At 35.7% G+C, this 13,192-nt stretch carries 11 protein-coding genes; all 11 read right to left on the minus strand.

All coding sequences use genetic code 11. The features are described 5' to 3' along the window. Positions 1-60: 60 nt before the first annotated feature. Positions 61-1,362 (minus strand): O-antigen ligase family protein, encoded by a 1,302-nt coding sequence (locus ACO06Y_RS04930; RefSeq protein WP_422082720.1) that lies wholly within the window; start codon positions 1,360-1,362, stop codon positions 61-63. A gap of 260 nt (positions 1,363-1,622) precedes the next feature. Then, complete coding sequence (locus tag ACO06Y_RS04935) at positions 1,623-2,594, minus strand: UDP-glucuronic acid decarboxylase family protein (protein WP_422082721.1); 972 nt, start codon at positions 2,592-2,594, stop codon at positions 1,623-1,625. Between the two features lie 61 nt (positions 2,595-2,655). Next, entirely contained in the window at positions 2,656-3,912 is a 1,257-nt protein-coding gene (locus tag ACO06Y_RS04940) for an exopolysaccharide biosynthesis polyprenyl glycosylphosphotransferase (RefSeq protein ID WP_422084236.1), read from the minus strand. A 104-nt stretch (positions 3,913-4,016) separates the two neighbouring features. After that, entirely contained in the window at positions 4,017-5,123 is a 1,107-nt protein-coding gene (locus tag ACO06Y_RS04945; RefSeq protein ID WP_422082722.1) for a glycosyltransferase, read from the minus strand. Beyond that, positions 5,123-6,121 carry an NAD-dependent epimerase/dehydratase family protein gene (locus ACO06Y_RS04950; RefSeq protein ID WP_422082723.1) on the minus strand — a complete coding sequence of 333 codons (999 nt, stop codon included), beginning with the start codon at positions 6,119-6,121 and terminating at the stop codon, positions 5,123-5,125. The genes ACO06Y_RS04945 and ACO06Y_RS04950 overlap by 1 nt, the downstream gene beginning before the upstream one ends. A 77-nt stretch (positions 6,122-6,198) precedes the next feature. Continuing rightward, positions 6,199-7,395, minus strand: coding sequence for an O-antigen ligase family protein (locus ACO06Y_RS04955; protein ID WP_422082724.1), 1,197 nt, complete (start codon positions 7,393-7,395; stop codon positions 6,199-6,201). Then, positions 7,379-8,695 carry an O-antigen polymerase gene (locus ACO06Y_RS04960; RefSeq protein ID WP_422082725.1) on the minus strand — a complete coding sequence of 439 codons (1,317 nt, stop codon included), beginning with the start codon at positions 8,693-8,695 and terminating at the stop codon, positions 7,379-7,381. Before ACO06Y_RS04960 ends, ACO06Y_RS04955 begins: the two co-directional genes overlap by 17 nt. Continuing rightward, a complete protein-coding gene (locus ACO06Y_RS04965) occupies positions 8,692-10,110 on the minus strand; it encodes a hypothetical protein (RefSeq protein ID WP_422082726.1) in 1,419 nt (472 codons plus the stop codon). Before ACO06Y_RS04965 ends, ACO06Y_RS04960 begins: the two co-directional genes overlap by 4 nt. Beyond that, on the minus strand, positions 10,107-11,336 hold the full coding sequence (locus ACO06Y_RS04970; RefSeq protein ID WP_422082727.1) for a polysaccharide biosynthesis C-terminal domain-containing protein: 1,230 nt from the start codon (positions 11,334-11,336) through the stop codon (positions 10,107-10,109). Before ACO06Y_RS04970 ends, ACO06Y_RS04965 begins: the two co-directional genes overlap by 4 nt. 246 nt (positions 11,337-11,582) lie before the next feature. Continuing rightward, the gene (locus ACO06Y_RS04975) at positions 11,583-12,455 is read right to left on the minus strand and encodes a metallophosphoesterase family protein (protein ID WP_422082728.1); all 873 of its coding nucleotides are present in this window, start codon (positions 12,453-12,455) and stop codon (positions 11,583-11,585) included. A gap of 30 nt (positions 12,456-12,485) precedes the next feature. Next, positions 12,486-13,181 carry a polyphosphate polymerase domain-containing protein gene (locus tag ACO06Y_RS04980; RefSeq protein WP_422082729.1) on the minus strand — a complete coding sequence of 232 codons (696 nt, stop codon included), beginning with the start codon at positions 13,179-13,181 and terminating at the stop codon, positions 12,486-12,488. Positions 13,182-13,192: the final 11 nt, after the last annotated feature.

Consider the following 13,192-nt stretch of genomic DNA (forward strand, 5'->3'; position numbering starts at 1 on the left):
AAATAGGTTTGCCCGAAGTTTTTGAATCCTGCTTTTAATTCTTCTTTGACCAGTTAAAATCTATGGCTTTAGCGGAATAACCTTTTCGGTGTTCCTAATTACCCGCCCCCCCAAAATGCTCCGTTTTTTCAATAGTAGGGGAACCACAATGGAAAAGAATACGATGCCGTTGAACCGAACCAGCATGGATTCGACCAAAAGCGAAATAAAAAGAATCAAAAACACGGAGAATTCATGGCGGCTATTTTTTAATCGTAGCGCTAAAAGCAAAAAGATTCCAAATAAAATTGCAAAACCCAAAATACCTATCTGTAGATAGGTCTGAAAAAACTGGTTGTGGGCGTTATACCGGTTCTCAGAATTGAAGCTATAGCCCAGTTCATTATACTTTTTGAACAGGGTATCATTTGCGTCCCCTGTGCCATATCCCAATATAGGGGCTTCCCCAATTAGCTTTATACTGGCATCCCAGGACAATACTTTGGCCTTTCCCAAAATCATGACTTCCTGATTAGCGTTCTGACGTATTCCCCTTAGCAGCTCATAAAATCCAGATACCCTGGGGTTGTTTAGAAATACCGTTGCGCCCAAAATGAAAATAACAAAGCTGGTATATTTTTTTTGTTTATCGGCCATATCAAAAATTAACAAAATGGCCATCAAAACCAAAATTAAATAGGCCGCAATGGATGCCAATAAGAAGATATAGAGGAATAGTATCATCACTATGGCCAAACGATCTCTTGAAACCAATTTATCCTTGAGATAGTAACTAAGCACCAGCAATATATAAATGGAAATGTAATTGGGGTTTACCGATTTTGAGAGTGCCGATCCCAAATAAAATCTATGCCATTCGTCCATGGCCAAGTCAAAAATTGGGAATATTCCCATTCCGGCGGTATTTTCCAAAATATGGGATACAAAGCTCAGGGTAGCGCTGAAAAAATTGATGCAAAACGAAACCAGAAGCCCGGCAAGTAAAAAATCGAACAACCTTCTTACCGTAGCCGCGTCCTCTTTGACAAACATAAAGATAATCGGAAATAGCAATAAAGAAAGTGAACGTTGAACCAAATCCATACCACTGTGCAAATTCTCGGAATATATAAGCCCAATACACATCAGTATGAAATACAATGGAAAAAGAAGTAGGGCCGGCTCAAAAACGAATTTTTTTCTATCCTTCAGAACTATGGCCATCCCAAAGCCCATGGAAACGATAAAAAATGGAGAAGGCAAGTTAATTCCGCAGGGCATAAGGAAAAAGGCAATGAATAGGCTGTTCCAAAAGGCCTTCATCACCCAATCACCTTCTGTGTAGAACATATCAAAAAACCAGGAAACAATTATTTTTTGCATATGTGTAATTATTTGAGAGTATTGAGCTGTCCTCTATATCCTAAGAACAATTCGAAAGCATTAAAAATAACATGGTCACCAAAGAATTTATACGAGGCAGCTACATTCAAATAAATCCCATGACACTTTCTATGTTCATGTTCAGCCAAATAAAACACATTGGTATATTTTAGGGTTTTGAGTATCTTTTAGTATCAATCATATAGTAGTTGTGGATTGTCATCAATATCGAACAAAATATTTTGCTGGATTGTTGTAGATTACGAAAAATTCCTATGTTCTTTTTTTTGAAGTTCCTCAGGGTCAAGAGATTTAAAATAATCGTATACGATTTTCAGTCCCTCCTCTCGTTTTACCACGGGTTCCCATCCCAATATCTCCTTCGCCCGAGTAATGTCGGGTTGTCTTTGTAAAGGATCATCTTGAGGTAATGGCTTGTAGACAATTCTTTGATCGGTTCCTGTAAGCTTAATAATTTCCTCGGCGAACTCCTTAATGGTAATCTCATGGGGATTTCCAATATTAATAGGGTGTATATAATCACTAAATAGCAGTCGGTATATTCCTTCGATTTGATCGTCAATATAACAAAAGGATCTTGTTTGGGAACCATCCCCAAAAATGGTCAAATCCTCTCCACGTAAAGCCTGCCCCATAAAGGCAGGTACAACACGACCATCATTTAAGCGCATTCTGGAGCCATAGGTGTTAAAAATACGAGCGATTCGGGTCTCCAATCGATGAAAACGATGGTAGGCCATGGTAATGGACTCCATAAAACGCTTGGCTTCATCATATACGCCTCTTGGGCCAACCGGACTTACATTCCCATAGTAATCTTCATTTTGGGGATGTACCAAGGGATCTCCGTAAACCTCCGAGGTGGACGCCACCAGAATAGTAGCTTTCTTTTCCTTGGCCAAACCCAAAAGGTTTAATGTGCCCAAAGATCCAACTTTTAGTGTTTGGATAGGTATTTTCAAATAATCTATGGGGCTTGCCGGAGAGGCAAAATGGAGGATATAATCCAAATTACCAGGAACATGCACAAACTTTGTTACATCATGGTGATGAAACTCGAATTGTTCCAAAGGAAAAAGGTGTTCTATATTCTTTAGGTCGCCGGTTATGAGGTTATCCATGGCAATAACATAAAATCCTTCCTTTATAAAACGATCACAAAGGTGGGATCCCAAAAATCCTGCACCGCCCGTTATCAATACTTTTTTCATGAATTTATTTTCAATTAGTAACTTCCAAACAAAACCTACATCAGGGCAACGTGATAAGGGGTCAGTAGGCTTTCTCCTCCCCTGAAAAGGCATTGATAATCGTTTGGACAATTATCTTTATATCCAAAAAAAACGACCAGTTCTCCACATAAAAGATATCGAACTTAATCCTATTCTGAATATCACTGTCCTTTTCAATTTCTCCTCTATACCCTCGTACTTGTGCCAAACCTGTAATTCCCGGTTTTACAAAATGGCGGAGCATGTACTTATCTACTTTATTCGCATATTCATCGGTATGCTTAAGCATATGGGGGCGGGGTCCTACCACGGACATATTGCCAAAGAGTACATTGTAGAATTGCGGGAGTTCGTCAATGCTGGTTCTGCGTATAAACTTACCTATTTTGGTCACCCTCGCATCATTCTTTCCTGCTTGAACTGCGTCCGCCTTGCTGTTCATCGTCATTGATCGAAACTTGAAACATTGAAATTCCCGATTATCAAATCCCGTTCGCCGTTGAATAAAAAAAATGGGGCCTTTGGACTCCAAACGAATCAATATGGCCAAAAGAGGACCCAGCCACAATAAAATCCCAAATATGGTAACCAACGAAAATCCAATATCAAAGGCTCTTTTGAAAAAAGCGTTTAAGCTATTATGCAAAGGGATATCTCTTAAAGAAAGTATGGGGAGGTAATCGTAATATTCAAACTTTAGCTTCTTCGAAAATATTTTCTTGTTGTCTGGTAAAAACTTTAAGGTTTTAAGGTTGTTATCCGCGAAATCAATGAACTCTGAAATCTCTAAATCCGTTAATTCAGAAACCGAGCAATATATTTCGTCAACTTTGTTCTCAAAAATATATACAAAGCAATTAGTGGTTTCAAAATCCTCAGCTTTAGGACTGAATTGCTTTACGAATTGATATCCAAATTCTGTTCTTTCATTGAAAACCTTGATCAACTGGTCGGTTTTTTTATTCTTTCCAATCACCACAACTCTTCTGATATTACCCTTAACCAATCGCCTATATTTCATTAAAAGAATGTAGTTCAGGAATTTTATGGAAAATACAGCGACAAAAGTGAAAATAAAATATTGGCCCAAGGCAAGCCTACTGATATTGGGTTGTTTAAAAAAGCCTATGAACGCATAAAGGACGAGGAAAAAAAACACAAATTGTACAAAAAGCAGTTTTAAAATATGCACTACTTTAGTGTATCTATGAACCTTGTAAAATTCGTTTCGAAAAGAAATGACAGTCCAAGCTAAGGAGACGTAAGTATGAAAAAGAACAGGAGATTGGAACTGAATGGGAAGATAATGGGCAAAAAGATTTATGACCAACAAATCCATTACATACGAAATGGGAGTAATGAATCCTGAATATCTTCCTTGTTTAAAAAACATTTTATCTACTACGTTTTTTCCTTTAAAAACAATTTGAACTTCTTAATAAAGTTATCCTCGCCAAATCTTCTTGTATGATTACGAATCCATTCCTTATCAAAACCATCTTTTATGGTTTCGAACTTATCAATACATTTTTGTATCGCCCTGGAAGTCTGCATCTCAAAAAACAAACCTGAAGACTCTTCAATGGACTCCAAGTTCTCAACTATAGTTTCCAATGCTCCTCCCTTCTTAAATGCCAAAACTGGTACACCATAAGTCATAACCTCTAAAGGTATCATACCAAAATCCTCTTCACCAGGAAAAACTAATGCTTTGGTCTTATAAAGAATTGTTTCTATTTCCGCCCATTTCAAATTTCCTAAAAAACTTATGTTTTCATTTGCCTTTGCTTCCAGTTTTTTCTTTTCAGAACCGTCTCCAATTACTATTAAACGTTTCCCGTTTTTATTGAAGGTATCAACCAACAAATCGATTCTTTTATAAGGAGTAATGGCTCCAAAACTTAAATAAAACTCTCCTTTTTGTTTGGTTAACGGCCTATCAAAGAGTGAAAGAGCTATAGGTGGTTGAATGACATAAGAGCTTTTACCATAGTACTTTTTAACTCTATTGGCAACATTGTAAGAATTTGCCACGTAATAGGATACATTATTGACGGTTGACTTATCCCATTCTCTTAGGAGTTTAAAAAAAAAACTTGCAACAGGACGTGCCAATTTGGACATGCTGTTCAAATACTCTTGTGTAAACCCCCAACAGTACCTCATAGGTGAATGTATATAACAAATGTGTGGGCAGTTGTTGGGAATATTGATACCCTTCGCAGGGCCAGATTCCGACGAAATTATCAAGTCGTAATCCTGTCGCAATTTAAGAGACCTTATACCCATGGGATAGAGCGGAAATAATTTTTGATAGTATTTCCTTAACCACCTTTTATCAAGAACGGAGGTGTAGACATTGTGTTTGTCGATATGATTTCCATAGGACCCTCTGTCATAGAATAAGGTATAAATATCCGCCTGAGGAAAAATTTGTAAAATGGATTCAACAACTTTTTCACCACCCCGTCTTGTAATGAACCAATAATGGACTACTGCCACTTTCATTAATCAAAATCTTCAGGTGAAACAGTTTTCCAATGCTTGAGCGCATTTTCGAAATCATATTTGAACTCAAAACCATTGTCTATAAGATATTGAGGTTTAATATTAGTAGGAAAGCCCGCCTTTCTGACTCTTACTGGATGAACATCAGATGTTTTACCTAACAGTTTGAGTCCTTTTTGGATAAAAAAAGCAACAAAGGCAAGCAGTTTTACAGAAAGCTTAATGGTTGGCCTGTTGTATCCGAGTTCCTTCTTAGCAATACTAACCATTTCCTTCAACGGCACCAATGGATTTTCAGCGTAATTGTAAATGACTAACCTTCTTTTTTGATTCATTACAAAAAGCATGCTTTCTACCAACCCATAGACATACCCATAACCCTTTATTATATTACCTCCATTAGGCAAAACAAAAGTGCCTTTCCTTAAACTCTTTATCATTCTATAGACATTTCCAGGATCATTTGGCCCAAAAATTACACTAGGCCTTACGATGATCAATTTCCTTTCCCGCTGCTCCGCCAACCATTCTTGGTGGATTCTTTCGGCTATGGCCTTTGAAACCCCATAGGCCGTCTCAGGATACAGGGGCGACTTTTCAGTGCGTTCATCCAAAGATCTGCCATATGGAGCTATACTACTAGTAAAAAGGATATTTTTTATTTTGTTTTTACATGCAAAATCGGCAACGTTTTTCGCCCCCGGAATGTTCGTGTCAAAATATTCCCGGTATTCATGTCCAGGTTCCCTATGAACAGCGGCGAAATTGAAAATCCAACTTCCATCTTCATTGTAATTATCAATTTTCATTTCAATTGATTTTCTAACATCCATTGGGACATAAACGACTCTCCCATCATTAACAAAATTCTCAAAGCCGATAAGCGGTTTAATATCGCAAACATAGAATTTCCGGAAATTAGAACACTCCAATAAATGGGAAAGAAGTTGCTTTCCGATATAACCTGAACCTCCGAAAATTATTGCCAATTTGGTCACTTTATCTCTATTTATCCCTTTAGACAAAGATAAAAAGATATATGCCTTTGCAGGTAAAATTTAGACTTAATCATAGCCTAGTCCAAAGGATGGCATTCGCGGTTGATTGCTAAACATGAAAGTGTTAGCATAAACGCAAAAAATATAATGCCCCACTGTCTATTCAGTGTGCTTTCTGTTAAAAAAACGGTCAAAATAACCCCCCATATACCAAGCAAGAGAATTTCCTTTTTTTTTGCCAACTTGACCACAATCCATAGAACAGAGCCAAAAAAAACTGAGGCTAATGGAATCCCATAAAAAATGGCATTTTGTAAATATTGATTATGTGAGTTCATGTTCAGCACTTCCAAATGCCCATTTGTTCTATAAGTCTTGTTTAAGTAATACTGTGCATCTCCTAAACCATAGCCCCAAAAAGGTTTGTCTTTTATAAGCTCCATACTAGATTGCCACAGTATCTTTCTTCTAGAAATCCCATAAAATGGTTTTTCTTCGGTCGATATGTTCGCAACCTCATAAAAAGCAAACAGTATCTTATCCCTTGTATAATCCAACGAAAAACCAAACATAAACAGAATTAGCAAAAGACTTGACAACAGTGCTAGAACTCGTGGTTTTTTGAATCTGTCCTTAAGAAAAAATAAAATAAAAAAAGGCAGCACAATTACAGCAAACATAATTGTAGTTCTGGACGGCAGTAGGAAAATCACTAAATAGAGAATTGGCATAAATAACAAATAGTACGCCTTAATCTGCTTCTTGCCCACCATATAGCTTATTATAAGGATGGAGGAAAGAGTGTACATTGAAAAATAGGTGTGGTGAGGAATATATTTTAATAATAAATCCACACCTCTGCCATAGTCATATCTCACATCCAATACCAAAATGTCATACCCAGCCCCACATATCCCGTAAAGAGCCATTAGAATAACGCCATAAAAGAGAAACATCAACATCTGTTCTAATTTTATTTTTTCCAATTGCTGGGTAAAAAAAAGGGGAGAAACAAAAAGCGAAAAAAACAGTATCAATTTTTTGTTTGCCTCTCCGATATCCTCACTATTGAAGTATCCAAATAAATGGATCAAAACCAAAATAATACAAGGAAGAAACCACATTAGGTTTGGAAAAATCCTGTTTTTTATTCTCTCGTACAAGTTATACAGGAAAAAAAGAATCAGAGCAGCTGTATTTGCTTTAAGGGCTATAGGCAGGGTAAATAGTACCAGCCCTAAAGAAACCTCACTTAAACTAAGCTGCTTGCTCATTTCTTGGACTTAAAAAACGTATTCTTAAAAGAAGTTTGTCCTTTTTCAGGTCAATATTCAATGACGGAATAATCATAAAAATTACGGTTATAAGAAAAAAAAGAATCATTGCGCTTCCATTTTCATAAAATGGAAGAATTATTAGTTTCAAACACCATATGGTGAACAAAAAATAGATAAAAATATTGTCCGAGTATTTATTGATCCAAAAATATATGAGATATATGGCTACAGCGAACAACATGCTTATGATAAAAATACCAGGGACATTGAAGTTGATGAATGCTTCTCCCGCAAAAGTTGATCTCATTCCTCCGAAATCATCTGGATTTTGGCCAGATATAGTAGAAGTGTAACGCATATAGTTAAAATTGGCTTTTAACACATTCACGGAAGTAGGTATAAAACTAAATATCCCTGCAACATAAGTCTTACCGTATAAATATTCGTAATTCCCTTCAGTAAAACTAGATAACACCCTGGCCAATTCACGCACAGACACGAAAAAGGAAGTTGAAAAAGACATTAATGCATCTTCAAATCTAAAATTTCCACTAAGCAATTGATTAATGTTTCTAGCTATTGATATAAGGAATAGGGCCAACGCACCAAAAACAGATAGCTTAATGATTTTTCTTCTGTATATTAAGTAAGCAACAAGTGAAATAAAAAAGGGAAAAAACATTTGTCCTCTTTTGGCAGTAAAAAACAAGGTTGCCGACATGAACAAAATCTTTCCCAGTTTTTTGTTCAGTAACAATCTATACAGGTTAACTTTCCTAACGTTAAGCAAAAAATAATTGATTTGTAAAAAAAGAAGCGTTGATAGTGCATTTATTGATAGTGTATAATATGGTCGATAAGGGATAAACTCGGTTAATCTGTCTTGAAAGTATTTCGAAATAAAGGTTTTTTCCTCAAACACAGGAATATAGATATTTAGAAAAACCAAATACAGTGGTACGGCCAGACCCAAAATCAATAACCAGGATGAATTGGCAGAAATTAAATTTTTTACATTTATTCTTCTTGATTTCTTTAACTTATTTTCTGGAAACCATAATTGAAGGAAAAGTATCGTGAGCAAAATCGTGACAAAGGCATATTTTAAATACCTTAGGCTTAGGCTTGTATAGTTGAGGTCAAATTGAGACACCCATTGTGAACTATATTCTGTGGTGTATTTGCCGAAGATTATAGATAGCATAATATAGAACAGCCCCAAAGTACAGACATTGAATATTTTCTTTGAAACATAGAAATAGTGAATCAATAAATAAGCTGCAAAGATGATTATCATTTCATAATCTGTTTTTTTATGCACTTCGACATTACGCTTACATTTTCTGTTTTCAGAACCCTTTCCTTGGTATCTAGTTTTGCTACATTGAATTCAAAATTAAACGAATTATCAAAGAGGCAATTGATGTAAAATGCTAATTTTTCATCATAATTTTTAAACTCCATATTCAAATCATATTCCTTGGAGACAATTTTGTTTGTCAACTTTTGCAGTTCCTTAAAAGACTCTACAGTGTACGTCAATTTTGAACTGTTATAAAACACATCACCCAAAACAATGGAAGGTTTTTTCATAAGTAGGGACTCAAGCCCTACCGTACTAGACAGATTTATAGTTCCGAAAGAATTTTTAATTAAATCAAACATGTTTTCCTTATAGGAGACAAGTCTAATTTTAGGGTGTCTCTTCAATTCCTTATAAAAGGAAAACGAATGCTGGCCAAGCGCGCTCTTATGTTCCTTGACATACAACTGAACATGGGTTGGCAAACATTTACTAATATTTATAATAGCTGTTTTCTGATCAACATAATATGGGGCTAAAATCAGGGTGCTTGCCTCAGGTTGCATATGAAGGGGAAAAACAAAATAATTTTCTGATAAATCTGTCTTATCAAAAATTGTATTATGGAAAAAGCCAATCTTTTTTGCTTGAACTATTTTTTTAAGCTTAAATAAAGAAAGCTCAAAAGGGTTTCTTGTAAAAAGATCGTATTTATGTCTTTTTTTAAAGTAGAATTTGTTGAATCTTATAAAAAACTCGCTGATGAAAACGCCTTTAATGCTAGATGCATTTATAGCATTTTTCATATAACTGGGTTGTTTTGGTTTATTTAAAAATGCTGTTATTGGTGCAAACATTTCTGGATTTACTTTCTCCGGGGAAAACTCCTCATATGCTTTGTCTACCTCATTGAACGTGTTTTTGGCATCATAGGATACTGCACTCTTGTTTTTTAGCCTAATGCCATAAAACGAGATGTGTTTTACTCCGAAGCGTTTGCTTACCTGATAGGACACCATGTTATATGTGAAGGCAATTCCTGTGGTAAAATAGTGGGTAACCCGCTGTTCAAATAATTGCTCATAAAACAAGTAGGTATATACTAACATTTTTTTTTGGTATGCCCTATCTTTTTTTATTAAATACCTATCACAAGCATATATATTAAAACCGTCATAGGTTTGGGAAATCCTATATATTTCTTTTTTTACATCAATATTGCTTTTGTCTAAATCGTCAAAAAAATGCAGCCTATTTCTACATTGGAGTACTTCAGACTCTTCTTGCCATCTATTTCCTTCCGTAATTCCCAAGACACCATCAATAGAGACTGCCCCTTCTACAATAAGGTTTTCCACAGCTTTGATGAAGAGTGGCGCCTCATCATTTATTAAGTCAAATACAATCATCTTTTTATTGCTTTCTTACTGAAATAGAATTTCATACTAAATATTACGAAAAAAGACATTAATGTTGCCATGGCGGCACCGATGATACCGTATATAGGAATTAAAACCAGGTTTAATACCACATTTGTTACCATACCTGCTAAAGCTACTTTTAGGATAATTGCATCCATCTTTTTCACGTATAAATCATAATGAAAGATGTTGGACACTATTAATAGAAAAACACCTCCTAACAATACATAAAATGTATCCAGTTCGTCCAAAATTGCTTCTTTATCCAAAAATCCAAGTATTACGGGGCCTACAAGTCCCACTGCCAAAATTAAAATTAGAGATAGTCCTATTAATTGTTTTGAAAAAATCGTTTTTGTCTCCTCGTATTTTTTTTTCTCCTTAAATGATTTTACCAATTTGGGATAGGCAACCATAGTAATCGCACTAAAGGCAAAAACATCTATGGCATTGGTGAACTGAGCAAAGGCCGTGTATATGCCCACTAGTTTTTTTCCATAAAAAAAATCGATCATATACCTATCAGAAAATTGGATTACCTGAAAGGATAGGGAACCGATAAAAAAGACACCTGCCGTATTTATTCCAGCACCGATCCATTTCCAATCGGGAGGAAAGTACCTTACTTTTTTTATCTCAATCGTTCTCACTAGAAAAATACCGAAAATAAAAAAAGACAATAGGGATGTCATGGTCCATATCCTAATATAATTTCTTAAATCAATATCGTTTCCCAGCCAAAAAAAATCAAACAATACTATCCAAACCCACAGGCCAGACCGTATAAACAAAATTCCATTGGCAACAACAGATTTTTCCAGGGTGGTAAATAACCTATACAGCTCCTGCCCTAAATGCTCCGATAACAATAGCACCACAAAAACCCAAAAATATTCCAATGGTATAAAGTTTAATCGAAAGACAAGAAACAAGGATATGGGAATCACCACTAAATATGCGATGAGATGAAAAAACATTTGGTTCCTTATCCTTTCCGCGTAAGCTTCTTTTTTAGAAGCGAGGATTTCCCTTGTATTGAATACATAAAAGTCAAATCCCAGTACGTATATCAATAAGGCAATGGTCGTTGCGAGAAGACCAAATATTCCAAGATTGGTTTCATCAATCGAATACTTGCCCAAGAAAATAATGAAAACAAATTTGGAAAGTAATGTTATACCCCTGAGGAAGATGTTTTTAAGACCTGTTTTCACATATTACATTTAAAGAACAAATATCAACTTCCTTTATAAAGATTTTCAATAGAGGTTTTCTGACAAACACAAGCTTTGAACCAATTCATTACAGCCAGTGGATAACTAATTAAAGGTAGGAAATTTAGACCATATGCCTCCTTAATTTTCGTTCTAGCTTAAGAAACAAACCCCATTGGAAATGGAAAGTGTAACTGGGTATATTAAAGCTGCAACACCTAAAGAAAGAATCGCCAAAACAAGGGTCTAATCTTCCTTTAATTTGCCCAAGCCATGGACATCGCCACCGTTAAGTGCTATTAAATGGAACTGTACAGAGCTATCATTTAGTATATCTACAATAACGAAATTGTCTCTTACACCTCCGCCCATTCCGCTAGTAATCAAAGTTAGGTTTTTACTTCTTTCATAAGAATAGGACGTGTTGGCGGCAGCTCCTACGTCGCCTGCAAAAATAAAAACAGGTTTATTTGTTACATTTAAAATCGGAGCAATTTCTGTCCAAAAAGTAAGCTTTTCGCTCATTCCCGCCCTAGAGTTGGGCCTCAGGAATCCCTTGCCTTGCCACCATATAACATGATGGACATAAATAAAAATATTGTTCACTTTGGATGAATCTTCCATAAGCGTACGTATCAAAAAGTCTCGCTGTTCCCCTTCAATATTCCAATGGCCAATGTTTGAGTCCAAAATTATGTGTAGGTCCCCTTCCGTAATAAAGGATTTATACGATTCTCCATAACGTTCTTCAAAAAACGACAACTCCCCATCATGGTTGCCTCTGGAAAAATAAACAGGCACTTTCAAGGTTTTGAGGTCATCATCTATCGCGTCCCAACTCTTTTCATTCGCAGACCTTACTATGTCTCCGGTGAATACGCCAAATTTCATGTTTCTATAAGTGTTGATAAGGTCAAACCTCATTTTTAATGAATCATAAACCCCTAGTTCTCCACCTCTGGGCTTACCATAAACATGGCCTGCAACAAAAAAAGAGTATTGAACGCCCTTGTCGTTTTTACAATTCCAAAAAAGAAAGATGAATTGTGCTAAAAGCAGTAAGACCAAATTTTTTGGAAACACCTTTTTCAAAGGCCAAGCTCCGTTACTGCTTTTCATTTTTAACAGGTTTTGGTAAGTTTAAGCGAATTACACGCTCAAAAAGCGTATTCTCTCAACACCGTTTACATATTTGGAATTCTTTGTTAGTCTTGAATTCAGTTCTTGGGTAATTTGTCTTGCCTCGTCATCATATTCAATGTTGTATTTTAGCTCTAGCACTATTTCCCTTTCATCAATATTTTGTCTGCTAATTCTGAAATTAGCTGAATCCGGGTCGAAAAACTCCTGATTGTAGTCCAAGGTGATTCTAAATTTTCCACAAAAGGACAAATAATACTTTCTTTCGTATGAGTTATAGAGCGTTGGTTGCAATTGTCCGTATCTCGCCCTAAGTGTACTCTTTGGTTTTTTGATATTTTCAGATATCACACGATAAATCTCCTCTCTTGACAACTCGTTAAGTGAAGCTTGAAAGCCCTCCATTTTGTATGAAATCTTATCTCCTACCTCTCCATATTTTACCTTGATTTCAAATACAGGGTCTTTTATCTTGTTAAAATCATCTCCATACCATCTTAATCTAAACTTTTCCCTTTTTCCAACACCAGATACATTTTGTTTATAGCAACTATAATTGTGGTCATCAAAATAGATATTATTGACTTTTCTTCTAACAAAAACTTCCTTAAAGCAAAAACTGTTGATAAAAACGGTTTGGATTACATTTTCTAAATCAACATTTTTGTAAATGAACTTCCTTTCGAACCTTAGGTTTTTACCCATCGGCCTTATTG

This window comes from Ulvibacterium sp. (assembly GCF_965228935.1).
Classification (GTDB): Bacteria; Bacteroidota; Bacteroidia; order Flavobacteriales; family Flavobacteriaceae; genus Ulvibacterium.

Coding starts and splice junctions, on each gene's coding strand:
- ACO06Y_RS04935 (WP_422082721.1), bottom strand. CDS start 2,594: ATGAAAAAAGTATTGATAACGGGCGGTGCAGGATTTTTGGGATCCCAC.
- ACO06Y_RS04955 (WP_422082724.1), bottom strand. CDS start 7,395: ATGAGCAAGCAGCTTAGTTTAAGTGAGGTTTCTTTAGGGCTGGTACTA.
- ACO06Y_RS04965 (WP_422082726.1), bottom strand. CDS start 10,110: ATGATTGTATTTGACTTAATAAATGATGAGGCGCCACTCTTCATCAAA.
- ACO06Y_RS04960 (WP_422082725.1), bottom strand. CDS start 8,695: ATGATAATCATCTTTGCAGCTTATTTATTGATTCACTATTTCTATGTT.
- ACO06Y_RS04980 (WP_422082729.1), bottom strand. CDS start 13,181: ATGGGTAAAAACCTAAGGTTCGAAAGGAAGTTCATTTACAAAAATGTT.
- ACO06Y_RS04945 (WP_422082722.1), bottom strand. CDS start 5,123: ATGAAAGTGGCAGTAGTCCATTATTGGTTCATTACAAGACGGGGTGGT.
- ACO06Y_RS04930 (WP_422082720.1), bottom strand. CDS start 1,362: ATGCAAAAAATAATTGTTTCCTGGTTTTTTGATATGTTCTACACAGAA.
- ACO06Y_RS04975 (WP_422082728.1), bottom strand. CDS start 12,455: ATGAAAAGCAGTAACGGAGCTTGGCCTTTGAAAAAGGTGTTTCCAAAA.